The organism is Nonomuraea angiospora, from assembly GCF_014873145.1.
Classification (GTDB): domain Bacteria; phylum Actinomycetota; class Actinomycetes; order Streptosporangiales; family Streptosporangiaceae; genus Nonomuraea; species Nonomuraea angiospora.
On record NZ_JADBEK010000001.1, the window covers coordinates 11,967,182 to 11,992,651 of the forward strand.

Sequence of the window (25,470 nt, forward strand, 5' to 3'; positions counted from 1 at the left end):
GGCGAGAAGCCGCTCCCTTCGAGGAGCGGAGGAGTCACGAGGGCAACCCTATCGAGGCGCGAGGGCGGACAGCCCGGTCGCGGGGTCCGTGCGCGGCGCGCTCGGCGATCTTGGTGGCGGGGGGCGAACGGGGTGGCGTACGGGCGGATTGGCGGAGTTGGGGTTTGGGCGGGGGGTGGAGTGGGGACGAATCGCTCCCCGTGCCGCAAATCGTGGACGTGTGGCGGGAATTTCTTGGCCTACGTCCGGGGTTTGGGATAGGGAGTTCGGATGCTGGGATAGTGCCCCAATGTTCGCAATGCGGACGTGGCGGGCACCATTCCGGCAGGGTGCGGTAACCTCTACCCACGATATGCAGCAGGGCCAACGTCGTCCCCGCCTGTAGCGCAGTTAGAGACAGACGATGACGACGGGAGGGATTAAATGCCTGCTGCCCACCTCGGGTTCCCCGAGCCCCAGGGCCTGTACCACCCCGCCAACGAGCATGACGCCTGCGGTGTCGCCATGGTTGCCGACGTCGCGGGACGCCGGGGGCACGGGATCGTGGTCAAGGCGCTGACGGCTCTGTGCAATCTTGATCATCGGGGGGCCAAGGGTAGCGAGCCGGACACCGGCGACGGAGCCGGGATCCTGACGCAGATCCCCGATGGGTTTTTCCGCGCGAGCGTGCCGTTCGCGCTTCCTCCGGCCGGCGCGTACGCGACCGGCATCGGCTTCCTGCCGTTCGACGAGCAGGCCAGGGCGGTCGCCACCGGCCTGATCGAGGAGATCGCGGCCGAGGAGGGCCTCACCGTGCTCGGCTGGCGCGAGCTGCCGGTCGACCGCGAGCTGCCCGGGCCCAGCGCCAGGGCCGTCATGCCGCACTTCGCCCAGCTGTTCGTGGCCGACCCCGAGGGCCGGGAGGGGCTGGAGCTCGACCGGCTGGCGTTCTGCCTGCGCAAGAGGGCCGAGCACGAGGCGGACGTCTACTTCCCCTCGCTGTCGTCCAGGACGATCGTCTACAAGGGCATGCTCACGCCCGACCAGGTCGAGCCGTTCTTCCCCGACCTGAGCGACGAGCGTTACGAGACGGCGATCGCGCTGGTGCACTCGCGCTTCTCCACCAACACGTTCCCGAGCTGGCCGCTCGCCCACCCCTACCGCTACATCGCCCACAACGGCGAGATCAACACGGTCAAGGGCAACCGCAACTGGATGCGGGCCCGTGAGGCGATGCTGGAGTCCGCCCACATCCCGGGCGATATTTCACGACTTTTCCCCATCTGTGACCCAGATGGCAGCGACACCGCCAGCTTCGACGAGGCCCTGGAGCTCCTGCACATCGGCGGCCGGAGCCTGCCTCACGCCGTGCTGATGATGATCCCGGAGGCGTGGGAGAACCACACGGAGATGGACCCCGCGCGCCGGGCCTTCTACGAGTTCCACTCCTCGATGATGGAGGCCTGGGACGGCCCCGCGTCGATCACGTTCACCGACGGCACCCTGGCCGGCGCCGTGCTCGACCGCAACGGCCTGCGCCCCGGACGCTTCTGGGTGACCGCCGACGGCCTGGTCGTGCTGGCCTCCGAGGCCGGCGTGCTGGACTTCAAGCCCGAGGACGTGGTCAGGAAGGGCCGCCTGCAGCCGGGCCGCATGTTCCTCATCGACACCGCCCGCGGCAAGATCATCGAGGACGACGAGATCAAGGCCGAGCTGGCCGCCGAGCAGCCGTACGAGGACTGGCTGCACGCGGGGCTCGTCCGCTTCGAGGAGCTGCCCGCGCGGCAGCGGGAGATCCCCACGCACGAGGCGCTCGTCAAGCGGCAGCAGACCTTCGGCTACACCGAGGAAGAGCTGCGCGTCATCCTGTCGCCGATGGCCAAGGCGGGCCAGGAGCCGATCGGCTCCATGGGCACCGACACGCCCGTGGCCGTGCTGAGCGAGAAGCCGCGACTGCTGTTCGACTACTTCACGCAGCTGTTCGCGCAGGTCACCAACCCGCCGCTGGACGCCATCCGTGAAGAGCTGGTCACGTCGCTGGCCAGCACCATCGGCCCCGAGGGCAACCTGCTCGACCCGGGTCCGTCGTCGTGCCGCCAGCTCGTGCTGCCGTACCCGGTGATCGACAACGACGAGCTCGCCAAGATCATCCACATCAACGACGAGCACGACCTGCCGGGCCTCCACCCGTACGTCATCAGCGGCCTGTACGAGGTCGCCGGCGGCGGCGAGGCGCTGCTCAGCCGCCTGGAGGAGATCCGGGCCGAGGCGTCCCAGGCGATCGCGGGCGGCGCGCGGATCATCGTGCTGTCCGACCGCGGCTCGTCGGAGACGCTGGCGCCGATCCCGTCGCTGCTGCTGACCGGCGCGGTGCACCACCACCTGATCCAGGAGAAGACCCGCACCAAGATCGGTCTCGTGGTCGAGACCGCCGAGGCCCGCGAGTGCCACCACATGGCGCTGCTCATCGGCTACGGCGCCGGCGCGATCAACCCGTACCTCGCGATCGAGACCATCGAGGACCTCGTCGACACCGGCGCGCTCCAGATGGACAAGCGCAAGGCCGTGCGCAACCTGATCAAGGCGTACGGCAAGGGCGTCATCAAGGTCATGTCCAAGATGGGCGTGTCCACGGTGGCCTCCTACACCGGGGCGCAGATCTTCGAGGCGCTCGGCCTGAGCCAGCAGGTCATCGACTCCTGCTTCACCGGCACCACCTCCCGCCTGGGCGGCGTCGGCTTCGACGTGCTGGCCGAGGAGGTCGCGCAGCGACACCGCCACGCCTACCCGCGCGCGGAGAACGCCCACCGCAGGCTCCAGGTCGGCGGCGAGTACCAGTGGCGGCGCGAGGGCGAGCCGCACCTGTTCAACCCCGAGACCGTCTTCAAGCTGCAGCACGCCACCAGGACCCGCCGCTACGAGATCTTCAAGGAGTACACGAACCTCGTGGACTCCCAGGCGGAGCGGCTGATGACCCTGCGCGGCCTGTTCAAGCTGCGCAAGGGCGAGCCGATCCCGATCGAGGAGGTCGAGCCGGCCTCGGAGATCGTCAAGCGGTTCTCGACGGGCGCGATGTCGTACGGCTCCATCTCCATGGAGGCGCACGAGACGCTCGCCATCGCGATGAACCAGCTCGGCGGCAAGTCCAACACCGGCGAGGGCGGCGAGGACCCCGAGCGGCTCTACGACGCCGCCCGCAGGTCCGCGATCAAGCAGGTCGCCTCCGGCCGGTTCGGCGTGACCAGCGAATACCTGGTCAACGCGGCCGACCTGCAGATCAAGATGGCGCAGGGCGCCAAGCCCGGCGAGGGCGGCCAGCTGCCCGGCCACAAGGTCTACCCGTGGATCGCCAAGACCAGGCACTCCACGCCGGGCGTCGGCCTCATCTCGCCGCCGCCGCACCACGACATCTACTCGATCGAGGACCTGGCCCAGCTCATCCACGACCTGAAGAACTCCAACCCGGAGGCCAGGGTCCACGTGAAGCTGGTCGCCGAGGTCGGCGTCGGCACGGTCGCCGCGGGCGTGTCGAAGGCGCACGCCGACGTGGTGCTCATCTCCGGGCACGACGGCGGCACCGGCGCCTCGCCGCTCACCTCGCTCAAGCACGCGGGCGCGCCGTGGGAGCTCGGCCTGGCCGAGACCCAGCAGACGCTCCTGCTCAACGACCTGCGCGACCGCATCGTCGTCCAGGTCGACGGCCAGCTCAAGACCGGCCGTGACGTCGTCATCGCCGCGCTGCTCGGCGCCGAGGAGTACGGCTTCGCCACCGCGCCCCTCGTCGTCAGCGGCTGCGTCATGATGCGGGTCTGCCACCTCGACACCTGCCCCGTGGGCGTCGCCACGCAGAACCCGGAGCTGCGCAAGCGCTTCAGCGGCAAGCCCGAGTTCGTGGTCAACTTCTTCGAGTTCATCGCCGAGGAGATCCGCGAATACCTGGCCGAGCTGGGCTTCCGCTCGCTCGACGAGGCGATCGGGCACGTCGAGATGCTCGACATGTCGGCGGCCGAGGACCACTGGAAGGCCAGCGGCCTCGACCTGGCGCCGATCCTGCACCAGCCCGAGCTGCCCGCGGGCACCGCGCTGCGCAGGGTCGTCCAGCAGGACCACGGCCTGCAGCACGCGCTGGACAACACGCTGATCCAGCTCGCCGAGGGCGCGCTCAACGAGGGCACCCCGGTCACGCTGGAGCTGCCCATCCGCAACGTCAACCGCACGGTCGGCACCATGCTCGGCTACCAGGTGACCAAGCGGTACGGCGGCCAGGGCCTGCCCGACAACACGATCGACATCTCGTTCACCGGCTCGGCGGGCAACTCGTTCGGCGCGTTCATGCCGCGCGGCGTCACGCTCCGGCTGACCGGCGACGCCAACGACTACCTCGGCAAGGGCCTGTCCGGCGGGCGGATCACCGTCCGGCCGCACGAGGAGGCCCCGCTCGACGGCCACATCATCTCCGGCAACGTCGCCCTGTACGGCGCCACGTCCGGCGAGGTGTTCATCCGCGGCGTCGTGGGCGAGCGGTTCTGCGTGCGCAACTCCGGCGCCACGGCGGTCGTCGAGGGCGTGGGCGACCACGGCTGCGAGTACATGACCGGCGGCCGGGCCGTCGTCCTCGGCCCGACCGGGCGCAACTTCGCGGCCGGCATGTCGGGCGGCATCGCCTACCTGCTCGACCTCAGGTCCGAGCGGGTCAACCGCGAGATGGTCGCCATCGAGACGCTCACCGAGGAGGACGGCGAGTTCCTCAAGGAGACCGTCGAGAAGCACTTCGCGGAGACCGGCTCCCCGGTCGCCAAGGAGCTGCTGGCCGACTGGGACGCGGCGCTGGGCCGGTTCGGCAAGATCATGCCGACCGACTACAAGCGGGTGCTGGCCGCCGCCGAGGCCGCCCGCATCGAAGGCAGGGACATCGACGAGGCCGTCATGGCGGCCGCGGTGCAGTCGTGACCCGCCGTAATGAGCCGGCCCGCCATGGCGGGCCGTGCTTGTCAACCACTGTTCAGGGTTAAGGGAGGCGTACCGAATGGCTGACCCCAAGGGTTTTCTCACGCACGACCGGGAGCTGCCGGCGCGCCGCCCCGTGGACGTCCGCATCAGCGACTGGCGCGAGGTCTACCAGGACTTCTCGCAGGAGAAGCTGACCAAGCAGGCGGCCCGCTGCATGGACTGCGGCATCCCGTTCTGCCACAACGGCTGCCCGCTCGGCAACCTCATCCCCGAGTGGAACGACCTCGTCTACCGCACCGACTGGCGCGAGGCGATCGAGCGGCTGCACGCCACGAACAACTTCCCCGAGTTCACGGGCCGGCTCTGCCCGGCCCCGTGCGAGGCGGCGTGCGTGCTCGGCATCAACTCCGACCCCGTGGCGATCAAGCGGGTCGAGGTCGAGATCATCGACCGGGCGTTCGCCGAGGGCTGGGTGACCCCCCAGCCCCCGGCCGTCAAGACCGGCAAGCGGGTCGCGGTCGTCGGCTCGGGCCCCGCGGGCCTGGCCGCCGCGCAGCAGCTCACCAGGGCCGGGCATGACGTGGTCGTGTTCGAGCGGGCCGACCGGATCGGCGGCCTGCTGCGGTACGGCATCCCCGAGTTCAAGATGGAGAAGCGGCACATCGAGCGCCGCCTGGAGCAGATGCGGGCGGAGGGCACCGAGTTCCGCACCGGCGTCAACGTCGGCGTCGACATCACCGCCGCCGAGCTGCGCGAGCAGTTCGACGCCGTGGTGCTGTCGGGCGGGGCCACCCAGTGGCGCGACCTGCCGGTGACCGGGCGCGAGCTCAAGGGCGTCTACCAGGCGATGGAATACCTGCCGCTGTCCAACAAGGTCCAGGAGGGCGACTTCGAGACCGCGCCCGTCTCGGCCGAGGGCAAGCACGTCGTGGTGATCGGCGGCGGCGACACCGGCGCCGACTGCATCGGCACGGCGATCCGGCAGGGTGCCGCGTCCGTCACCCAGCTCGAGATCATGCCGCAGCCGCCGGCGAGCAGGCCCGGCAGCCAGCCGTGGCCGACGTTCCCGATCCTGTTCAAGATGGAGAGCGCCCACGAGGAGCTGGCCGACGGCGGGGGAGAGCGCGTCTACGCGGTCTCCACGACCGAGTTCCTCGGCGACGCCGACGGCAACGTGCGAGCGCTGCGGCTGGTCGAGGTCGAGGGGCCGCAGAACGGGTTCAAGCCGATCCCGGGCACCGAGCGGGAGATCCCGGCCGAGCTGGTGACGCTGTCGATGGGCTTCCTCGGCCCGGAGAAGGGCTCGCTGCTGCAGGACCTGGCCGAGGTCGGCGGTGACGGCTTCTACGACGCGCGGGGCAACGTCTCGCGTGACAAGACGTACATGTCCAAGGTGGACGGCGTCTTCGTGGCCGGCGACATGGGCCGCGGGCAGTCGCTCATCGTGTGGGCCATCGCCGAGGGGCGGGCCGCCGCCTCGGGCGTGGATCGGTACCTGACCGGGGAGACGGCGCTGCCGTACCCGATCCTGCCGACCGCGCGGCCGCTGGTGTAAGTCAGTCGAAGAGGCCGGGACCGCTCAGCGCGGTCCCGGCTTTTCACGCGGGCGATGGTGCCGAGGACGCGCTGCGGTCTTTTCAGGCGCATTCGCGGGCTATCGCGTCAAGGACCCGCTGCGGCCTCTCCCGCGCATTCGCGGGCGATGGCGTCGAGGACGCGCTGGGAGGCGGCGTCGGCGGCGCGGTAGATGACCAGCCGCTGGCCGGGGGCCTGGATCGGGGCCAGCACCTCGTAGTCGACGGTCAGCAGGCCCTTGACGGCGTGCCGCAGCCGCTTCTGGCCCCGGCCGTTCACCCGGACGTCGCGCAGCGCCCACAGGCGGGCGACCTCCTCGCTGCCGGCGGTGAGCTCGTCGACCAGCTCGGCCAGCGCCTTGTCATCGGGATGCGCCGCCCACGAGGCCCGCAGGTCGGCGATGCCCTCGCGCAGCGTGCGCTCCCTGTCGGGGAAGAAGTCGCGCAGCACCGGGTGGAGCATGCACAGCCACAGGCTGTTGCGCTGCTCCGGCGGCAGCGTGCCGAAGTCCAGCATCAGCCCCGCCATCTCCGGGTTCCACGCGAGGATGTCGAAGCGGTGGTTGAGCAGCATGGCGGGCAGCGGCGACAGGTCGAGCACGAGCCGCGCCAGCGGGCCCGCCTCCTCCGCGGTGGGCGCCTGCCGGTTGGGGCGCTGGCGGGCCAGCTCGAACAGGTAGGCCCGCTCGTCCTCGCTCAGCCGCAGCGCGCCGGCCAGCGCCTCCAGCACCTCGGCCGAGGGACGCAGCCCGCGGCCCTGCTCCAGGCGGATCACGTAGTCGACGCTGACGCCCGCCAGCTCCGCGACCTCCTCCCTGCGCAGGCCCGGCGTGCGCCGCTGGGCGCGGCGGGCGGGCAGGGCGACGTCGCCCGGATCCAGGCGCTCGCGGCGGGTACGCAGGAAGGCGGCGAGCTCGCGGGTCTGGTCCACGGTGTTCATCCCTTCGATCCTACGACCGGCCTGCCTGGGAAGGCCCGTCCCAGGAAGAGCCTTCCCTTCCCCCTGGATCCCGGCCGGAGCAGCCTTGATGCCATGACGACTCTTGACACCTACCGCCTGCTCGGCCGTTCGGGACTGCGCGTCTCGCCGCTCGCGCTGGGGACCATGACGTTCGGCACGGACTGGGGCTGGGGCTCGGACAAGGACGAGTCGCGGCGGATCTTCGACACGTACGTGGGCCGGGGCGGCAACTTCATCGACACCGCCAGCCAGTACACGGAGGGCACCGCGGAGACACTGGTCGGCGAGTTCGCGTCCGGGCGGCGCGAGGAGCTGGTGCTGGCCACGAAGTACACCATGGCCAGGCGGGCCGGCGACCCGAACTCCGGCGGCAACCACCGCAAGAGCATGGTGCAGTCGGTCGAGGCGAGCCTGCGCCGGTTGAACACCGACTTCATCGACCTGCTCTACCTGCACGCCTGGGACTTCACCACCCCGGTGGAGGAGATCCTGCGGGCCATGGACGACCTGGTCAGGGCGGGCAAGGTGCTCTACGTGGGCATCTCCGACGCGCCCGCCTGGCAGGTGTCGCGCATGCAGGCCATCGCCGACCTGCGCGGGTGGGCGCCGCTGATCGCCCTGCAGATCGAGTACAGCCTGGTCGAGCGGACCGTCGAGCGGGACCTCATCCCGATGGCCCGGGAGATGGGGCTCGGCGTCGTCCCGTGGTCGCCCCTGGCCGGCGGGGTGCTGACCGGCAAGTACGGGCGGGACGACCTCGCCCAGGAGGTCTCCGCCGCCCCCTCCGGCACGCGCAAGAACGTCGCGGCGGCCAACGGGTCGCTGACCGAGCGCGCCCTGGACATCGCCGACGTCGTCAAGCAGGTCGCCGGCGAGCTCGGGGTCAAGCCGTCGCAGGTCGCGCTGGCCTGGACGACGCTCAACCCCGGCGTCACGGCGCCCATCGTGGGGGCGCGCACGACGGCGCAGCTGGAGGACAACCTGGGGGCCCTGGACGTGCGCTTCAGCGACGGCCACCTGGCCGCGCTGGAGGAGGCCAGCCGGGTGGATCTCGGGTTCCCGCACGAGTTCCTGGCCCGGCCGATGCCGCGCCACGTCATGCTGGGCGGCGTCACGCTCGACCTCACCCGCTGAGCCCCCGTCTCCTGAGGCGCCCGCCCGTACGGCGGGCGCCTTCGGCATGTCCGAGGAATTGCACACTCTGCAAGCCTTGCAGAGTGTGCAAAGGTTGCGTACAGTGCAAGACATGGAGAGTCCACAGCAGCGTCGAGACCGTCGGCGGGCCGAGAAGCGGCAGGCCATCAGGGTGGCCGCGGTGAAGCTCGCGCTCGACGAGGGGATCGAGGCCGCGACCGTGGAGGCGATCAGCGCGGCGGCCGACATCTCGCCGCGCACCTTCTTCAACTACTTCGCCTCCAAGGAGGAGGCGCTCGTCATGGAGCCGCTGTGGCACCCCGAGGAGCTCGTCGGCATGCTCACGGAACGGCCCGCCGACGAGCCCGCCTTCCAGTCGCTCAAAACGGTGATGCGGACCTTCTCCGTCCGGAGCCAGCGGATCTGGGCGGACCTGGAGCCGTTCATGGAGCTGCGCAAGCGCCACCCCGAACTGGCCGCCAGGTCCAGGGCGGCCGACGAGACGAAGATCATGGAAACGCTCTTCGAGGCCGTCAGGAGCCGTCCGGGCGTCACCAGCCCCATGCACGCCAGGCTGCTCATCGTGGCGTCGTTCGGCGCGGCCATCTCGGCGATCCAGGAGGCGACGGCCTGCGGCGGCTCGGTGGAGGACCTGCTCGAAGAGGCGTTCACGCTGCTGGAGAACGGACTCTGACCCCATAGGGAAAGCGGCGACCGGGGTGGCACCCCCGATCGCCGCCGATCACTCCTGCCCTCGCGAAAGAAGCAAGGAGACGACCAATGCTATCCACAACCACACCCGAGGCCGCACCGCGGCGCTCACTCTGGGTGAGCATGGGCTCACTCATGCTCACCATGTTCCTGGCCGCCGTCGACCAGACCGTCGTGGCGACCGCCATGCCGACCATCGTGGGCGAGCTGCACGGCCTGGAGAGCCTGTCGTGGCTGGTCACCGCGTTCGCCCTGACGTCGGGCATCGCCACGCCCCTCTACGGCAAGCTCAGCGACATGTACGGCCGCAAGAACCTCTACCTGTCGGCCATCGTCCTGTTCGTCCTCGGCTCGGCCCTGTGCGGGCTCGCGCAGTCGATGGGCCAGCTCATCGCCTTCCGGGCCTTCCAGGGCATCGGGGCGGGCGGTCTCATGGTGCTCACCATGACCATCGCCGGCGACCTGGTCACGCCCCGCGAACGGGCCAGGTACCAGGGCATCTTCGGCGGGGTCTTCACGCTGGCCTCGATCGCCGGGCCGATCCTCGGCGGCTACCTCACCCAGCACGTCTCCTGGCGCTGGATCTTCTACATCAACCTGCCGCTCGGCGTGATCGCGCTGGCCGTGGCGTTCGCCGTGCTGAAGCTGCCCAGGCGCGTCTCCCCGCACCGCATCGACTGGCTCGGCGCCGCGCTCATCTCCGGGCTGCTGACCTGCCTGACGCTGTTCGCCTCGTGGGGCGGCACCCTCTACGCCTGGTCCTCGCCGGTCGTCGTCGGGCTCGGCGGCGGCGCGGTGCTGCTGGCCGTGCTGTTCGTGCTGGTGGAGCGGACGGCGGCCGAGCCGGTGCTGCCGCTGCGGCTGTTCCGCGACCGGACGTTCACGATCCCGGTGGCCTCCGTCGTGCTCATGGCCACCGCGATGCTCGGCGCGGCCACCTTCCTGCCCGTGTTCCTGCAGCTGGCCACGGGGGCGAGCGCGGCGGACTCGGGGCTGCTGCTGCTCCCGATGATGGCCGGGATGGTCGTCTCGTCGACGCTGACGGGGCAGTTCGTGCACCGGTTCGGCCGGTTCAAGTGGTTCATGGTCGCGGGGACGGCGCTCGCCGGGGTCGCCGGGCTCCTGTTCTCCACCATGGACCTCGGGACCGGCGGGTTCGTCTCCGGCACGTACATGGCGCTCTTCGGGGCCGGGCTCGGCATGGTCATGCAGAACGTGCTGCTGGTCGTGCAGACCACCGCCGCGGCGGCGGACCGGGGCGCGGCGACCTCGGCCGTCACCTTCGCCCGGGGCGTCGGCGGAGCGGTCGGTGTGGCGGTGCTGGGCGGCGTCTTCAGCGGCAGGCTCGCGCCGGGACAGGCCTCGCTCACGCCCGAGGCCGTCCAGGCGCTGCCCGAGGCCGCGCGGCACGCCACGCAGCTCGCCTTCTCCGACGCCATCAGCGGGGTGTTCGCGTGGGTCGGGCCGATCCTGCTGGCGGCCGCGGTGCTGCTGGCGTTCCTGAGGGACGTACGCCTGACCGACCAGGCCCCGTCCGAGCCGGTCGCGCAGGAGCCGGCCCCGGAGCCCGGCGTACGGGCCTGAGCCCGGTGCTGAGCGGATCCCGTACCTGGGGTCCGCTCAGACACCTATAGGCCGAAATTTCCTCAGTAAGTTGCATCACCTGGTAAGTGTCGGGAAGATGCAGAATCTGCGGCACTGGGTGGATGGGGGAAGAATGCGGCGAGTCGCCTCTGGCTTGACGGCGCTGGCCACGGTGGTCGCGATGGCCGCCTGCTCGCCTGTCACATCGCAGGACCCCCGCCGCGCCGCCATCCCCCAAGGCCCCGAATACCTCGTCTTCTACACCCAGGGCGGGCAGCGCCAGGCGCAGGAGGCCGTCGAACGCGCCGGCGGCGCCACGCTCGCGAACGACGCCAAGCTCGGCTACCTGACGGCCACGGGCGGCGGCGGCAGGTTCGTCGAGAACGTGGGCTCCGACGGGTCCGTCGTCGGGGTGTCCCCGGACCGCAGCATCGGCTTCGCCGAACCCGATGCCGCCCGCGCCGCCCGCCGTACCGGAGGAGCCAAGGGCCAGGCGGCGGCCTTCCCCGACGCGGGAGCGCTCACCAGGAGCGGCTCGGGAGAGCCGCTCGCCGGCCGCCAGTGGGACATGCGGATGATCGGCGCCGACCGCGCCAACGCCAAGGCGCCCGGCAGCAAGCAGGTGCTGGTCGGCGTCATCGACACCGGCGTGGACGGCAAGCACCCCGACATCGCCCCCAACTTCAACCGCGAGCTCAGCCGCAACTTCGTCACCGACAAGCCCAAGGACGAGGCCGGCGAGACGCTCGACGGCCCCTGCGAGGTCAGCAGCTGCAAGGACCCCGTGGACGAGGACGACGACGGCCACGGCACCCACGTGGCCAGCACGATCGCCGCCCCGATCAACGGCATCGGCATCGCCGGCGTAGCCCCCGGCGTCCAGATCGTGAACATCAGGGCCGGCCAGGACTCCGGCTTCTTCTTCCTCAAGCCCAGCCTCGACGCGCTCACCTACGCCGGCGACATCGGCGTGGACGTCGTGAACATGAGCTACTACGTCGACCCCTGGCTGTTCAACTGCACGAACAACAAGGCCGACTCCAGGAAGGAACAGCTCGAACAGGCGGGCATCATCACCGGCATGCAGCGGGCGCTCGACTACGCCCGCCAGCGCGGCGTCACCCTCATCTCCGCCCTCGGCAACGGCTCCACCGACCTCGGCCACCCCAAGGTCGACAAGGAGAGCCCCGGCTACCCGGTCGGCGAGAAGAAGGACCGCCAGGTCGACAACTCCTGCGTCAACGTGCCCGCCGAGTCCGCCGGCGTCATCTCCGTCGCCGGGCTCGGCCCCTCCGGCCGCAAGGCGATCTACAGCGACTACGGCGTCGAGCAGGCCGACGTGTCCGCGCCCGGCGGCGACGCGCTGGACGGCAAGGGCGCCAAGGCCACCCGCTCGATCCTGGGCGCCGCGCCCGAGCACGTGCTGCGGGCCGCCGGGCGGATCGACGCGAAGGGCGAGCCCAAGGGCGCCGACGTCGTCAAGGACTGCAAGGGCGCCACCTGCGCCTACTACCAGTACCTCGACGGCACCTCCATGGCCGCCCCCCACGCCACGGGAGTCGCCGCCATCCTCATCAGCCGCTTCGGCAAACCCGGCAAGGGCGGCCTCGAACTCGCCCCGGCCACCGTCGAGGACCTGCTCTACAAGACCGCCACCCCCAAGGCCTGCCCCGCGCCCCGCGAGTACGTGTACAAGGCCTACGGCCAGGACATCACCCAGGTCTGCGAGGGGGACGAGGCGGACAACGGCTTCTTCGGGCACGGTGTCGTGGACGCATGGAAAGCGGCTACCGTCGAACCATGATGTATCGCATCATCGCGGACGCCGCGATGGTGGTGCACTTCGCGTTCCTGGCCTACCTGGCCGTGGGCGGGTTCCTCGCGTGGCGCTGGCGGCGTACGATCTGGGCGCACCTGGCCGTGGTCGGCTGGGGCCTGCTGTCGATCGCGACCGGCGTCGAGTGCCCGCTCACCGTGCTCGAGGACTGGGGACGCCGCAACGCGGGGCTGGCCGAACTGCCCCGCGGCGGATTCATCGACAACTACATCGAGGGCGTCATCTACCCGGAGCAGTACACGAACTTGGTGCGTCTGGGGGTCGCCGTTCTCGTTCTGTTCTCTTACGTAGGCTACGTTCTGCGTCGTCAGTGACTGCCAAGTGGTCTGTACCAATTAAGGTAGGACTCGTGACTCGTCGCGCGAAAATCGTCTGCACCCTAGGCCCCGCCACCTCCTCCAAAGAACGCCTCCGCGAGCTGATCGCCGCAGGCATGGACGTGGCACGGTTCAACCTCAGCCATGGCAATCATGACATGCACAGAGAGGTCTACGACCGGGTCAGGGAGGTGGCGGCCGACCTCGGCCGCGGTGTAGGCGTGCTCGCCGACCTGCAGGGCCCCAAGATCCGTGTCGGCACGTTCGAGGAGGGCCCCGTCAGGCTGGGCTTCGGCGACGTCTTCACCATCACCACCGAAGACGTCCCGGGCGACCGCGAGCAGGTCTCCACCACCTACAAGGGGCTGCCGAAGGACGTGCGCCCCGGTGACACGATCCTCGTCGACGACGGCCGCCTCGTGCTCGAGGCCACCCGCGTCGATGAGGAGCGCATCACCACCCGTGTCGTCATCGGCGGCATGATCTCCGACAACAAGGGCCTCAACCTGCCCGGCGTCAACGTCAGCGCCCCCGCCCTGACCGACAAGGACGAGGCCGACCTGCGCTGGGCGCTGCGCACCGGCTTCGACATGATCGCCCTGTCCTTCGTCCGCCGCCCGTCCGACGCCGACGTGGTGCGCAACATCATGGAGCAGGAGGCCGTACGCCTGCCGCTGATCGCCAAGATCGAGAAGCCGCAGGCCGTCGACCGCCTCCCCGAGATCGTCGACGCCTTCGACGGCATCATGGTCGCCCGCGGCGACCTGGGCGTCGAGCTGCCGCTGGAGCAGGTGCCGATCGTCCAGCGGCGCATCATCGAGCTGTGCCGCGAGAAGGCCCACCCGGTCATCGTGGCCACCCAGATGCTCGACTCGATGATGAACGCCCCCCGGCCCACCCGCGCCGAGGCCTCCGACGTGGCCTACGCGGTCATGGACGGCGCCGACGCGGTCATGCTGTCGGGCGAGACGTCGGTCGGCAACTACCCGATCGAGTCCGTCTCCACGATGGACCGCATCGCCTGCGCCGCCGAGGAGACGTCCCTGCACGCCACCCACAAGCTGGAGCGCATGCCGGAGACCACCGGCGGCGCCATCGCGCGGGCGGCGGCCGAGGTGGGGGCCGTGGTCGGGGCCAAGGCCCTGGTGGCGTTCACGATGTCGGGGGAGACGGCGCGCCGCCTGGCCCGCTACCGCTCGCCGATCCCGCTGCTGGCCTTCACCTCGTCGCCGCACGTGCGGGGGCAGCTGTCGGTGACGTGGGGGGTGGAGACGTTCCACGTGCCGTTCGTGCACCACACCGACGACATGGTGCGGCAGGTGGAGGCTTCGCTGCTGTCGTCCGGGCGGCTGGAGAAGGGCGACAAGGTGGTCATCGTGGCCGGCTCGCCTCCCGGCACCCCGGGCTCCACCAACGCCCTGCGCGTCCACACCATCGGCTCGGCGGTCTCCCACGCGCACTGACCTTCAGATCTTTTACGGCTGCGCACGGTGGGCACCACCCGCCGAGCGTGGCTGAGGGCCCTCCAGGGAGACGCTTACCCGCCTCACCGGCGCGCCGCCGCAACGGCGCGCCGTGAGCCACCTCCGTGGCCGCGCCTTGCCCCAGGGCGGGTGCGTCCCTTCGAACGGCGCCCTGGGCAGGGGCGGGCGGCGCTGATGGCTGGGCGCCGCCCGTGGGGCCGGTCAGGATGTCAGTTGGCGTGCAGGGCGGCGTTCAGCTCGATGCCGCCCCCCGTGCGCGGCACCGCCTCCACCGCGCCCGACTGCGAGTTGCGGCGCAGCAGGACCCCGTTCGAGCCCGACAGCTCGGCGGCCTTCACCACCGTGCCGTCCGGGAGCGCGACCTTCGTGCCCGCCGTCACGTACAGACCGGCCTCCACCACGCAGTCGTCCCCCAGCGAGATGCCGACGCCCGCGTTGGCGCCGAGCAGGCAGCGCTCACCGATCGAGATGACCTGCTTGCCGCCGCCGGACAGCGTCCCCATGATCGAGGCGCCGCCGCCCACGTCGGAGCCGTCGCCGACGACCACGCCGGCCGAGATACGGCCCTCGACCATGGAGGCGCCCAGGGTGCCGGCGTTGAAGTTCACGAAGCCCTCGTGCATGACCGTGGTGCCGCTCGCCAGGTGGGCGCCCAGGCGCACCCGGTCCGCGTCGGCGATCCGCACGCCGGAAGGCAGCACGTAGTCCACCATCCGCGGGAACTTGTCCACCCCGTACACCGTCACCGCGCCCCTCGCCCGCAGCCGCAGGCGCGTCCGCTCGAAGTCCGGCACCGGGCACGGGCCGAAATTGGTCCACGCGACGTTGGCGAGCAGGCCGAAGATGCCGTCCAGGTTGACCCCGTGCGGCCTGACAAGGCGGGCGGACAGCAGGTGCAGCCGCAGGTAGACGTCGTGGGCGTCCACGGGCGCCTCGGAGAGCTTGGCGATGCCGGTGCGCACCGCCACCACCTCCACGCCCCGCGCCGCGTCGGGACCCGTCAGCTCGGCCAGCTCACCGGCCTCGCCGGCGGAGAGCCGCTCGGTGCCCGTCGCGGGCGCGTCGCCCAGCTCGGGGGCGGGGAACCAGGTGTCGAGTACGGTGCCGTCGGCGGCGATGGTCGCGAGGCCGACGCCGAACGCGCCGGTCGAGGTGGGATCGATAGCAGTCACGGGCCCAAAAATACCGTTTCCGGATCAGCCGAGGGCGCCCAGGTCTGCGGAGAGCCAATGCTCGGGTCGCATCCGGAACGTCATGAGCACGTGCAGGTCCGAGCCCTGCACGTAACCCTCCACCGCGTCGGGCGGCAGGTAGCGGCAGGAGATGCGCGTCAGGTCCTCCAGCGTCGTGGGGCCGGAGCGCACGACGGGCCCTTCGACGGACACGTACCGGTAGGTCGGGCTGACCCGCTGCACCAGCATCGAGAACCTGGTCGCCTTCGCGATCAGCTTGGCCTTGCGCGAGCCGCCGTCCGTCAGGAAGCGGATCTCGCCGCCGGGGACGTAGTCGTACCAGACGGGCACGATCAGCGGGGCGCGCCCGTCACCCGTCTCCACCGCCAGGCTCGCGATGTGCGGCTCCGCCAGGAACGCCTCCCTCGCCGCCACACTCAACGGCATGCCGCCCCACCCCCGTCTGCATCGATCGTGAGACGGCTATTCCCGGTGGGAGCGATCCCGAAAGCTCCTCAATCGCGCCTTTGCCCAGGTGATCCCCGTTCGCGGCGGAGCAGTGCCGGGCCGCGACCGTCGTCGCCGTGCGGACGAACGCCGCCAGCGCCCGCGACCGCGCCCCCTCCGGCCAGGCCAGCACCACCGTCGTCGGCGGGCCGTCGAGCACCGGCACGCACACCAGATCCCGCCGCAGCTGATCCCGCACCGACTCCGGGACCACCGCGATCAACCGCCCCAACGCCACCAACTGCATCAGCATGGAGGGATCGTGCAGGTCGGAATGCCGGCCCGGCCAGCACGGCGTCGGATCGTCCTCCAGCTCGGCCAGGCGCACGGAGGACCGCGCCGCCAGCCGGTGCCCGGGCCGCACGATCGCCACGCTGCCCTCCTCCCTGAGCGGCTCGCTGTCGAAACCCGTCAGATCCTCGTACGGGCTGTGCAGGAACGCCACGTCGGCCGTGCCGTCACGCAGCATCCGCGCCCGCTCCGTCACCGCGCACAGGACCAGGTCCACCTCGACGGCGTCCGGCAGGTCGCGATAGGCGGCGAGGATCTCCGACAGCAGACCGCCGTCGCCGCCCGCCTTCATCGCCACCACCAGCCGGGGCACGGCGCGCCCCGCCCGCTGCGTGCGCACCGTCGCGGCGGCCACCGCGTCCAGGACCTTGGCCGCCTCCGTGGCCAGCACCTCACCCGCCGGAGTCAGCGCGATCCGCCGCCCCGACCGGTCGAACAACGTCACCCCGAGCCGCCGCTCCAGCTTCTGGATCGCCCTCGACAGCGGCGGCTGCGCCATGCCCAGCCGCTCGGCGGCCCGCCCGAAGTGCAGCTCCTCCGCGACGGCGGCGAAATAGGCCAGCTCGCGCGTTTCCATACCCACAGGGTATGGCCCATGACCCACCCGGTGTTGGCCCCGGAACGGCCGGCGATGGTGTGCTTCCCGGCATGACCGACATGACCGACATGACGAACAAGACCACGGCCCTGGTGACCGGGGCGAACAAAGGCATCGGATACGAGGTCGCCGCGGGACTCGCGCGCACCGGCATGACCGTGCTGCTCGGCTCCCGCGACCGGGCCCGCGGGCAGGAGGCCGCCGCCCGCCTGCGCGCCGAGGGCGGCGACGTGCGCCCCGTCGTGCTGGACGTCACCGACCCGGCCACGATCGACGCCGCCGCCGCCACGCTGACCCGCCTCGACGTGCTGGTCAACAACGCCGGCATCGCGGGCCCCATGGGCGACCCGCCCAGCGCCATGTCCCCGCGGACCCTCCGGGAGGTGTTCGAGACGAACGTCGTCGGCGTCCTCATGGTCACCAACGCCATGCTCCCCCTGCTCAGACGCTCACCGGCGGCCCGCATCGTGAACGTCTCCAGCGGCGTCGGCTCCCTCGCCCACCACACCGACCCCGCCCACTACATGTCGGCCCTGCCGCCCTCGGCCACCTATCCCGTGTCCAAGACCGCGCTCAACTCCCTGACCGTCCAGTACGCCAAGGAACTGCGCGAGGACGGCATCCTCGTCAACGCCGCCGCCCCCGGCGCCTGCGCCACCGACCTCACCAAGGACCTGCCCTACCAGGTCACGCGCACCGCCGCGGACGGGGCCGCCGTCATCATCCGGCTGGCCACCCTCGGCCCCGACGGCCCGACCGGCGGCTTCTACGACGACGCCGGGATCGTGCCCTGGTGACCGGTCAGTATTTCGGGCCGACGTGAAGATCGAGTAACTCCACCGCCTCCCGCCGGGCGACCGAGAGCTCGTTGCGGTTGTTGAACCGCCAGGCCACGCCGAGCAGATCGAGCGCCTCGCCGCAGAGGGCGAGGATGTCGGAGGACTCGTTCTTGAAGTGGTAGCGAGGATATTCGTACCAGCGGACGCCGCTGGGCAGGTCGCGGCGGACCCGGTTGGTCCCACGCCAGCCGTCGGAGTGGATGAGGCCCCTGACGAAACGGCCGGGATGCGCCGAGACGATCTCCCGCTGCCACGGCTCGAGGACGATGGCGCGCTCATGCTTCTTGCCGGGGCCGTGCTGGGGGAACAGGTGCGGCCAGTGCTTGGAGAGGCTCTTGACTTCGGTGCAGCCGTTGCGGTGACGGCGGCTGACCACTGAGGTCGGCATCACCTGGGCCATTGTGGTGGCTGCTTCTTCGATGAGACCGGGCCAGTGGTTATCGCAGTAGATGGAGAGCAGGTAGACGCCCTTGCGGCATGCCACGATGTGACCGTCGCCGAGATAGAGCCCCAGGAGGTGGGCATAGCTGTCGGCGGGCGCAGGGGCGTGGGCACGTGATGCGCACCGGACACAGGTGCGGGTCACAGGGGAGTCGGCCGCCGGGCCGGCGCGCCAGCGGCGGATGGTGTTGAGGCTGACGCCGGTCTGGCGGCTGGTCTCGCTGAGGCTGAGGCCCGAGGCGAGCAGGCGGAGCGCTTCGTCACGGATGGCGAGAGCATGCATGCGGAGAGTGTCGCAGCCGGGTGCGACAAAACCGCCCGGCCTGGAGGGCCGGGCGGTTGATCAGTGCCCCGGGTGGGATTCGAACCCACACTGAATGGATTTTGAGGCCATCTTCTCTGCCGTTGGAATACCGGGGCATTTGGGGGTTTTGTGATGCATCCTAGTGTCGAGCTAGATCGCCTGCTGACCACCAGCGTGGATCTAATCTACCGGACATCGGTACTCTTCTGCTCGTGAGTACGCAGCGGCGAGTAGTGATCGCGGAAGACGAGGCCCTGATCCGCCTCGACCTCAAGGAGATGCTCCAGGAGGACGGCTACGTCGTCGTGGGCGAGGCCGGGGACGGTGAGCAGGCGATCCGGCTGGCCGCCGAGCTGAAGCCGGACCTCGTGATCCTGGACGTGAAGATGCCCGTGCTCGACGGCATCTCGGCGGCCGAGCGGATCGTGGCCGAGCGGATCGCGCCGTGCCTGATCCTGACCGCGTTCTCCCAGCGTGACCTGGTCGAGCGGGCCAGGGACGCGGGGGCGATGGCCTATCTGGTCAAGCCGTTCACGAAGGCGGATCTGGTGCCGGCGATCGAGATGGCGGTCAGCAGGCACGAGGAGATGGTGGCGCTGGCGGCCGAGGTGTCGAGCCTGTCGGAGCGGCTGGAGACCAGGAAGCTGGTGGAGCGGGCCAAGGGTCAGCTGATGACGCAGCACGGCTGGAGTGAGCCGCAGGCGTTCAGGTGGATCCAGAAGGCGTCGATGGATCGGCGGTTGAGCATGCGTGAGGTTGCTCAGATCGTTATAGACGACGCGGCCGAGCGGGGCTGAAAAACGCCTATATCAAGTCTTTTGGGCCGGTGGGTTGTGGTGTGGTCACGAGTGGGCATCCAACCGGCTTCGAGTGCTTTTCGTGGGAGGTGTCCCGGCGCGTAACTGATGGGCGGATGGAAGGTCCGCTCATCTCGAACGGAGACGCTTTCGATGATCCGTATTTCCCGCGCGCCGGCCGCCGCCACCGCGACCCGCATACCGGTGCCGGCCGCCGCCGCGACCCGCGTACCGGTACCGGCTGCCGCCTGCTTACCGGTCGTCGCCTCGGCGATTCGCCTACCGGTGCTCGGCATCGCCCGCTTACGGGTCGCCGTCATGGCGAGCCGCGTGCCGGTGGTCGCCGCCGCCCGTTTGCCGGTCGCCGTCATGGCGGCGTGTCTGGTGCTGGTCGCGTGTTCGGGTGGGGGCACGACCGCCGCTCCCGCCGGGTCCGCCTCGGCGCCGCCCTCCTCGGCCGCGGTCGCGAAGAAGGGGGACGGCACGCTGACCATCGGCACGGTGCTGCCGCAGACGGGTTCGCTCGCGTATCTGGGACCGCCCATGTTCACGGGCGTGAACCTGGCGCTCAAGGAGGTGAACGAGGCCGGCGGGGTGCTGGGCAAGCCGGTCACCAAGTACGACACCGACTCGGGTGACACCACGACGAACATCGCCTCCCAGTCGGCCGACAAGCTGCTGGCGCAGAAGGTGGACGCGATCGTGGGCGCGGCGTCGTCGTCGGTGTCGGAGTCGATCATCGACAAGATCACCCGGGCGGGGGTCGTGCAGTTCTCGCCGGCGAACACGTCGGACAAGTTCACCACGATCAATGATCGGGGGCTCTACTTCCGTACGGCGCCGCCGGACAAGCTGCAGGGCCGGGTGCTGGGTGACCTCGTGGTGGCCGACGGCAACGACACGGTGGGCATCCTGGCCATGCAGGACTCGTACGGCACGGGTCTGGCCGATCAGGTGGAGAAGACGGTCACCGACGGCGGTGGCGAGGTCGTGGAGCGGGTGGACTACGACCCGAAGGCGGCAGACTTCTCCGCGGACGTGGCCAGGATCAAGGCCAAGAACCCCAAGGGCATCGTGCTGATCGGGTTCGAGGAGACGGCGAAGGTCGTGGCGGAGCTGGTCAAGCAGGGGCTGACGGCGGACAAGTACAAGTGGTACATGGTGGACGGCAACATGTCGAACACCAACTTCGTCAGGGCCCCGAAGGGCACGCTGGACGGTGTCAAGGGCACGCTGCCGGGAGCGGCGGCTCCCGAGGCGTTCCAGAAGAAGCTGCTGGCGGTCAATCCCGGGCTGACCGAGTTCACGTACGCGGCGGAGTCGTACGACGCGGTGACGCTGATCGCGCTGGCGGCGGAGGTGGCCAAGGACGATTCGGGGGCGGCCATCGCGGCCAAGCTCGCCGAGGTGAGCAAGGGCGGGGAGAAGTGCACCGGTTTCAAGGAGTGCGTGGACCTGTTGAAGGCCGGTAAGGACATCGACTACGAGGGTGTCAGCGGGCCGGTCGACTTCAACGAGGTGGGCGACCCGTCGGTGGCGACGATCGGGGTCTACCGGTACGGAGCGGACAACAAGTTCGACGCGGCGAAGGCGGTCGAATATCGCCAGGGGAACATCGCCGGCTGAGAGGCACCCATTACACCCCAGATCCGGAAATTTCCGGGTCTGGGGTGTGTTGCTCCGACGTGACCGTAACTCACACGAAACACATCATTACTATCAGTGTTTGTGACATTACGAATCCGCATAAAAGCCGCGTAAGAACTCCCCATCACCTGTTCGGACAGGCATGCTGAGCTCGGAAAACCCAGCGAAGGTGATCGTTCCTTCGTTGAGATAGGGGGAGTCTCTTTTATGATCCGCATTGCTCCAACGGGGCGCGTGCTGGCCGTCGCGGCCGCCGCGAGCCTGGCTCTGACGGCCTGTGGCGGTGGCGGTGGCGACACGGCCGCGAAGCAGTCCGAGTCGGCGGCCCCGTCCACGGCGGCCTCCTCGGCTCCCGCGGCGAAGGGCGACGGCACGCTGACCCTCGGCACCGTGCTGCCGCAGACGGGCTCGCTGGCCTTCCTCGGCCCGCCCGAGTTCGCCGGCGTGGACCAGGCCGTCAAGGAGATCAACGAGGCCGGCGGCGTGCTCGGCAAGCCGATCACCAAGATCCACACGGACTCGGGTGACACGAGCACGAACATCGCCTCGCAGTCGGTGGACAAGCTGCTGGCGCAGAAGGCCGACGCCATCATCGGCGCCGCGTCGTCGTCGGTGTCGGAGTCGATCATCGACAAGGTCACGGGTGCGGGCGTGGTGCAGTTCTCGCCGGCCAACACCTCCGACAAGTTCACCACGATCAACGACAAGGGCCTGTACTTCCGTACGGCGCCGCCGGACAAGCTCCAGGGCCGCGTGCTCGGCGACCTGATCGCCGCCGACGGCAACGACACCATCGGCATCCTGGCCATGCAGGACTCCTACGGCTCCGGCCTGGCCGACCAGGTCACCAAGACCGCCGAGGAGGCCGGCGCCAGCGTCGTGGAGCGGGTCGACTACGACCCGAAGTCGGCAGACTTCTCCGCCGACGTGGCCAAGATCAAGGCGAAGAACCCGAAGGCGATCGTGCTGATCGGTTTCGAGGAGGGTGCCAAGGTCGTGGCCGAGCTGGTCAAGCAGGGCCTGACGACGGACAAGTACAAGTGGTACATGGTGGACGGCAACATGTCGAACACCAACTACCAGAAGATGCCCAAGGGCACGCTCAAGGGCGTCAAGGGCACCATCCCGGGCGCCGAGGCGCCCGAGGAGTTCAGGAAGAAGCTCGTCGAGCTCAGCCCCAAGCTGAGCGACTTCACGTACGCGGCCGAGTCGTACGACGCGGCGAACCTGATCGCCCTCGCCGCCGAGGCGGCCAAGGACGACTCCGGCGCGTCCATCGCCGCCAAGCTGCCCGAGGTGAGCAAGGGCGGCGAGAAGTGCAAGAGCTTCAAGGAGTGCGTCGACCTGCTCAAGGCCGGCAAGGACATCGACTACGACGGCCTCAGCGGCCCGGTCGAGTTCAACGACGCCGGTGACCCGGCGGTGGCCACGATCGGCGTCTACCAGTACGGCGACGACAACAAGTACCCCGGCAAGGCGCTGGAGTACCGCACCGGCAAGATCGAGGGCTGACCCCTCGTCAACCACCCAGGCCGCACGTCTTCATCGCCCAGGGGATGAGGCGGTCCTGCAGCGGCTTGGGCGGCACCACGATGACCACGCGCTCCTGACCCCCGTCGATGCTGGCCCGCACGGGGAACAGGAAGGCCTTCTTGGCCTCGGCGAACGCGTGGGGGTCGCAGCGGCCGGGGGTGAGCGCGATCGGCACCTCCAGCCGCTGCCGGCCGGCGGCCAGCACGCCCAGGGGCCGGTGCTCGGGCGTGACGATGAAGTGGGTGGTCCCGCCCATGTCGGCGACGGTGACGGCGCCGTTCCCGCGCCGGGTGATCACCAGGTTGCCCCGCATGGCCTTGCCGTCGTCCTTCCACTCCGGGCCGAACTCGATGTCCGCCGCCTCCTTGATCAGGAACTCCGAGCACTCGTCGCGCAGCAGCCTGGCCAGCAGCGGGTCGGGGTGGGGGACGGTGAAGACCACCTTGCGCGGCGGCTCGGAGCCGGTGCTGACGTGCGCCACGACCGTGGCCGGCTGGACCTCGGGCAGCCCCTGGGGCAGGCAGTTGGCGGGCCCGTACGTGATGCGCAGGTCCGTCCGCTCGGTCTTCTTGAGGGTGGCGTCGGTCCTTTGCGCCGGCAGGGTTTTGAATGAGGGCGTGACGAGCTGGACGTCGGCGAAATAGACCGGTGTGTCCGTGGTATTGCGGACGGCCACCTCCAGCGCGTGCACGGGCTCGTCCGAACGCCATTGCGCCAGTGAGACGGATACGCCCGCCGGGGGCGTCGCGGACGGCGGCGAAGGCCGTCCGGAGGCGCCGCAACCGGCGAGGAGGAGCACCATGGCGAGGGGGACCGTAAAGCGCTTCACTCGATGCAGATTAAGCGCGCTTGCCCAGGTCCGTAAGTTGAGGACTGATTACGACTCCGCATCCAAGTGCCGACAGTTCCCCAGTGCATCTGGTTGGAGCACGCAGCAGTTTTATACGTTTCCTGCATTCGTTCGGGAACGCTCGGCGGTGCTGACCGATCCCGGCCTGGAAATGAAGGAGACACTTCATGATCCGCATTGCTCCCGTGGGGCGGGCGCTGGCTGTCGTGGCTGCCACCAGCCTCGCCCTGACAGCCTGCGGCGGTGGCGGCGGCAACACCGCCACGCAGACGTCTGAGTCTGCCGCCGCGCCGTCGTCGTCGGCGCCCGCCGCGGCGAAGGGCGATGGCACTCTCACCATCGGCACCCTGCTGCCCCAGACCGGTTCGCTGGCCTTCCTCGGCCCGCCCGAGATCGCGGGAGTCGACGCCGCCGTCAAGGAGATCAACGAGGCCGGTGGCGTGCTCGGCAAGCCGATCACCAAGTACGACACCGACTCGGGTGACACCACCACCAACATTGCCTCCCAGTCGGTGGACAAGCTGCTGGCGCAGAAGGCCGACGCCATCATCGGCGCCGCGTCGTCGTCGGTGTCGGAGTCGGTGATCGACAAGATCACCGGTGCGGGCGTGATCCAGTTCTCGCCGGCCAACACCTCCGACAAGTTCACCACGATCAACGACAAGGGCCTGTACTTCCGTACCTCGCCGCCCGACAAGCTGCAGGGCCGCGTGCTGGGTGACCTCGTGGTGGCCGACGGCAACGACACGGTGGGCATCCTGGCCATGCAGGACTCCTACGGCACGGGTCTGGCCGACCAGGTGCAGAAGACGGTCACCGACGGCGGTGGCGAGGTCGTCGAGCGCGTCGACTACGACCCGAAGGCGGCCGACTTCTCCGCGGACGTGGCCAAGATCAAGGCCAAGAACCCCAAGGGCATCGTGCTGATCGGGTTCGAGGAGACCGCGAAGGTCGTGGCCGAGCTGGTCAAGCAGGGCCTGCCCGCCGACAAGCACAAGTGGTACATGGTGGACGGCAACACGTCCAACACGAACTACGTGAAGATGCCCAAGGGCACGCTCGAGGGCGTCAAGGGCACGATCCCGGGCGCCGCGGCCCCGGAGGAGTTCGAGAAGAAGCTCCTGGCCATCAACCCCAAGCTCCAGGACTTCAGCTACGCCCCCGAGTCCTACGACGCCGCCAACCTGATCGCGCTGGCCGCCGAGGCCGCCAAGAGCGACGCCGGCACGGACATCGCGGCCAAGCTCGCCGAGGTGAGCAAGGGCGGCGAGAAGTGCAAGAGCTTCAAGGAGTGCGTGGACCTGCTGAAGGCCGGCAAGGACATCGACTACGAGGGCGTCAGCGGCCCGGTCGAGTTCAACGAGGCCGGTGACCCGGCGGTGGCCACGATCGGCATCTACCAGTACGGCGCCAACAACAAGTACGCCACCAAGGCGCTCGAGTACCGCACCGGCAACATCGCGGGCTAGTACCGCAGCCTCACACTGAGCCGCCTCACACTGAGCCGCCTCACACGGAGCCGCCTCACACGGAAGGGCCCGGCCGTCACGGCCGGGCCCTTCTCGTCGTTACCGGCAGCCCGCCACGATCTGGTCGGCGGCCACGCGGTACTGCTTGAGCAGCGCCACCTGCCGCTGCCGGGGCACGTCGTTCCTGGACAGCCCGGCGGTCGTGGTCTTGATCGTCTGTACGGCGCCCTGCAGCGAGTCGGGCAGCCGGTCGCCGAACTCCAGCGTGATCCCGCGCAGCTCCGCCAGGCGGCCGATCACGGCGTCCTCGAAGTGTTGCCGGTCCTCCTGCCCCTTCGGTTCGAGCATGAGGCCGGCGTACCCGATGGCCGAGACCACGCGGGCGCAGGGGCTGTCGGTGGGATCGCCGCCGGTGCTGTATTTGGACGCCGACGAGGCGTTGCCCTGGCAGCCGACGAGCAGGACGGGAAGCATGAGCGCGACTGTCGCCA

Annotated in this window: 20 protein-coding genes and 1 tRNA gene; 13 read left to right on the top strand and 8 right to left on the bottom strand. The window is 69.9% G+C overall.

All coding sequences use genetic code 11. The features are described from left to right. Positions 1–423 precede the first annotated feature (423 nt). Positions 424–4,929 carry a glutamate synthase large subunit gene (gltB, locus tag H4W80_RS54900; RefSeq protein WP_192792305.1) on the top strand — a complete coding sequence of 1,502 codons (4,506 nt, stop codon included), beginning with the start codon at positions 424–426 and terminating at the stop codon, positions 4,927–4,929. A 76-nt stretch (positions 4,930–5,005) separates the two neighbouring features. Next, positions 5,006–6,484: a glutamate synthase subunit beta gene (locus H4W80_RS54905; RefSeq protein ID WP_192792306.1), complete on the top strand. Its 1,479-nt coding sequence runs from the start codon at positions 5,006–5,008 to the stop codon at positions 6,482–6,484. Positions 6,485–6,591: 107 nt separating this feature from the next. On the opposite strand, the gene H4W80_RS54910 is transcribed toward H4W80_RS54905, so the two are convergent. Further along, the gene (locus tag H4W80_RS54910; protein ID WP_192792307.1) at positions 6,592–7,443 is read right to left on the bottom strand and encodes a helix-turn-helix domain-containing protein; all 852 of its coding nucleotides are present in this window, start codon (positions 7,441–7,443) and stop codon (positions 6,592–6,594) included. Between the two features lie 93 nt (positions 7,444–7,536). On the opposite strand from H4W80_RS54910, the gene H4W80_RS54915 reads away from it, so the two are divergent. From H4W80_RS54915 to pyk, 6 genes are all read left to right on the top strand, one after another. Continuing rightward, complete coding sequence (locus H4W80_RS54915) at positions 7,537–8,598, top strand: aldo/keto reductase (RefSeq protein ID WP_192792308.1); 1,062 nt, start codon at positions 7,537–7,539, stop codon at positions 8,596–8,598. A 112-nt stretch (positions 8,599–8,710) separates the two neighbouring features. After that, entirely contained in the window at positions 8,711–9,292 is a 582-nt protein-coding gene (locus H4W80_RS54920; RefSeq protein WP_192792309.1) for a TetR/AcrR family transcriptional regulator, read from the top strand. A 140-nt stretch (positions 9,293–9,432) separates the two neighbouring features. Next, positions 9,433–10,893 (top strand): MDR family MFS transporter, encoded by a 1,461-nt coding sequence (locus H4W80_RS54925; RefSeq protein WP_192792310.1) that lies wholly within the window; start codon positions 9,433–9,435, stop codon positions 10,891–10,893. A gap of 133 nt (positions 10,894–11,026) precedes the next feature. Continuing rightward, entirely contained in the window at positions 11,027–12,697 is a 1,671-nt protein-coding gene (locus H4W80_RS54930) for a S8 family peptidase (RefSeq protein ID WP_192792311.1), read from the top strand. Further along, positions 12,694–13,044, top strand: coding sequence for a DUF2784 domain-containing protein (locus H4W80_RS54935; protein ID WP_192792312.1), 351 nt, complete (start codon positions 12,694–12,696; stop codon positions 13,042–13,044). The genes H4W80_RS54930 and H4W80_RS54935 overlap by 4 nt, the downstream gene beginning before the upstream one ends. 35 nt (positions 13,045–13,079) lie before the next feature. Beyond that, on the top strand, positions 13,080–14,510 hold the full coding sequence (gene pyk / locus H4W80_RS54940; protein ID WP_192792313.1) for a pyruvate kinase: 1,431 nt from the start codon (positions 13,080–13,082) through the stop codon (positions 14,508–14,510). 230 nt (positions 14,511–14,740) lie between these two features. Here pyk and dapD read toward each other — a convergent pair whose 3' ends face one another. Genes dapD through H4W80_RS54955 form a run of 3 tightly spaced genes read right to left on the bottom strand, consistent with a single transcriptional unit; the run spans position 14,741 to position 17,078 of the window. Further along, on the bottom strand, positions 14,741–15,703 hold the full coding sequence (dapD, locus tag H4W80_RS54945) for a 2,3,4,5-tetrahydropyridine-2,6-dicarboxylate N-succinyltransferase (protein WP_192792314.1): 963 nt from the start codon (positions 15,701–15,703) through the stop codon (positions 14,741–14,743). A gap of 24 nt (positions 15,704–15,727) precedes the next feature. Continuing rightward, a complete protein-coding gene (locus tag H4W80_RS54950) occupies positions 15,728–16,150 on the bottom strand; it encodes a pyridoxamine 5'-phosphate oxidase family protein (RefSeq protein WP_192792315.1) in 423 nt (140 codons plus the stop codon). Beyond that, positions 16,074–17,078, bottom strand: a complete 1,005-nt coding sequence (locus tag H4W80_RS54955; protein WP_192792316.1) for a LysR family transcriptional regulator — start codon at positions 17,076–17,078, stop codon at positions 16,074–16,076. Before H4W80_RS54955 ends, H4W80_RS54950 begins: the two co-directional genes overlap by 77 nt. Positions 17,079–17,149: 71 nt before the next feature. Here H4W80_RS54955 and H4W80_RS54960 point away from each other — a divergent pair, with 71 nt between their 5' ends. Then, on the top strand, positions 17,150–17,896 hold the full coding sequence (locus tag H4W80_RS54960; RefSeq protein WP_225964206.1) for an SDR family oxidoreductase: 747 nt from the start codon (positions 17,150–17,152) through the stop codon (positions 17,894–17,896). Between the two features lie 4 nt (positions 17,897–17,900). On the opposite strand, the gene H4W80_RS54965 is transcribed toward H4W80_RS54960, so the two are convergent. Further along, positions 17,901–18,662, bottom strand: coding sequence for a helix-turn-helix domain-containing protein (locus tag H4W80_RS54965; RefSeq protein WP_192792317.1), 762 nt, complete (start codon positions 18,660–18,662; stop codon positions 17,901–17,903). Positions 18,663–18,726: 64 nt separating this feature from the next. Next, positions 18,727–18,799: transfer RNA gene (locus H4W80_RS54970), tRNA-Leu, on the bottom strand. 96 nt (positions 18,800–18,895) lie between these two features. On the opposite strand from H4W80_RS54970, the gene H4W80_RS54975 reads away from it, so the two are divergent. From H4W80_RS54975 to H4W80_RS54985, 3 genes are all read left to right on the top strand, one after another. Further along, positions 18,896–19,480 (top strand): response regulator, encoded by a 585-nt coding sequence (locus H4W80_RS54975; RefSeq protein ID WP_318787524.1) that lies wholly within the window; start codon positions 18,896–18,898, stop codon positions 19,478–19,480. Positions 19,481–19,633: 153 nt separating this feature from the next. Further along, a complete protein-coding gene (locus H4W80_RS54980; RefSeq protein WP_225964207.1) occupies positions 19,634–21,106 on the top strand; it encodes an ABC transporter substrate-binding protein in 1,473 nt (490 codons plus the stop codon). 228 nt (positions 21,107–21,334) lie between these two features. Next, the gene (locus H4W80_RS54985; protein WP_192792318.1) at positions 21,335–22,639 is read left to right on the top strand and encodes an ABC transporter substrate-binding protein; all 1,305 of its coding nucleotides are present in this window, start codon (positions 21,335–21,337) and stop codon (positions 22,637–22,639) included. A gap of 7 nt (positions 22,640–22,646) precedes the next feature. Here the strand turns inward: H4W80_RS54985 and H4W80_RS54990 are convergent, their stop codons facing one another. After that, positions 22,647–23,489: a hypothetical protein gene (locus H4W80_RS54990; RefSeq protein WP_192792319.1), complete on the bottom strand. Its 843-nt coding sequence runs from the start codon at positions 23,487–23,489 to the stop codon at positions 22,647–22,649. Positions 23,490–23,677: 188 nt separating this feature from the next. On the opposite strand from H4W80_RS54990, the gene H4W80_RS54995 reads away from it, so the two are divergent. Beyond that, the gene (locus H4W80_RS54995; RefSeq protein ID WP_192792320.1) at positions 23,678–24,979 is read left to right on the top strand and encodes an ABC transporter substrate-binding protein; all 1,302 of its coding nucleotides are present in this window, start codon (positions 23,678–23,680) and stop codon (positions 24,977–24,979) included. A 99-nt stretch (positions 24,980–25,078) separates the two neighbouring features. Here the strand turns inward: H4W80_RS54995 and H4W80_RS55000 are convergent, their stop codons facing one another. Beyond that, positions 25,079–25,453 (bottom strand): hypothetical protein, encoded by a 375-nt coding sequence (locus H4W80_RS55000; protein ID WP_192792321.1) that lies wholly within the window; start codon positions 25,451–25,453, stop codon positions 25,079–25,081. Positions 25,454–25,470 lie beyond the last annotated feature (17 nt).

Bases quoted from the DNA above. Each gene is read 5' to 3' on its own strand.
- H4W80_RS54920 (WP_192792309.1), top strand. From the start codon at position 8,711: ATGGAGAGTCCACAGCAGCGTCGAGACCGTCGGCGGGCCGAGAAGCGG.
- H4W80_RS54960 (WP_225964206.1), top strand. From the start codon at position 17,150: ATGACCGACATGACCGACATGACGAACAAGACCACGGCCCTGGTGACC.
- H4W80_RS54910 (WP_192792307.1), bottom strand. From the start codon at position 7,443: ATGAACACCGTGGACCAGACCCGCGAGCTCGCCGCCTTCCTGCGTACC.
- gltB (WP_192792305.1), top strand. From the start codon at position 424: ATGCCTGCTGCCCACCTCGGGTTCCCCGAGCCCCAGGGCCTGTACCAC.
- H4W80_RS54955 (WP_192792316.1), bottom strand. From the start codon at position 17,078: ATGGAAACGCGCGAGCTGGCCTATTTCGCCGCCGTCGCGGAGGAGCTG.
- H4W80_RS54950 (WP_192792315.1), bottom strand. From the start codon at position 16,150: ATGCCGTTGAGTGTGGCGGCGAGGGAGGCGTTCCTGGCGGAGCCGCAC.
- H4W80_RS54905 (WP_192792306.1), top strand. From the start codon at position 5,006: ATGGCTGACCCCAAGGGTTTTCTCACGCACGACCGGGAGCTGCCGGCG.
- H4W80_RS54935 (WP_192792312.1), top strand. From the start codon at position 12,694: ATGATGTATCGCATCATCGCGGACGCCGCGATGGTGGTGCACTTCGCG.
- H4W80_RS55000 (WP_192792321.1), bottom strand. From the start codon at position 25,453: ATGCTTCCCGTCCTGCTCGTCGGCTGCCAGGGCAACGCCTCGTCGGCG.
- H4W80_RS54985 (WP_192792318.1), top strand. From the start codon at position 21,335: ATGATCCGCATTGCTCCAACGGGGCGCGTGCTGGCCGTCGCGGCCGCC.
- H4W80_RS54925 (WP_192792310.1), top strand. From the start codon at position 9,433: ATGGGCTCACTCATGCTCACCATGTTCCTGGCCGCCGTCGACCAGACC.
- H4W80_RS54930 (WP_192792311.1), top strand. From the start codon at position 11,027: ATGCGGCGAGTCGCCTCTGGCTTGACGGCGCTGGCCACGGTGGTCGCG.
- H4W80_RS54980 (WP_225964207.1), top strand. From the start codon at position 19,634: ATGATCCGTATTTCCCGCGCGCCGGCCGCCGCCACCGCGACCCGCATA.
- H4W80_RS54995 (WP_192792320.1), top strand. From the start codon at position 23,678: ATGATCCGCATTGCTCCCGTGGGGCGGGCGCTGGCTGTCGTGGCTGCC.
- H4W80_RS54965 (WP_192792317.1), bottom strand. From the start codon at position 18,662: ATGCATGCTCTCGCCATCCGTGACGAAGCGCTCCGCCTGCTCGCCTCG.
- H4W80_RS54915 (WP_192792308.1), top strand. From the start codon at position 7,537: ATGACGACTCTTGACACCTACCGCCTGCTCGGCCGTTCGGGACTGCGC.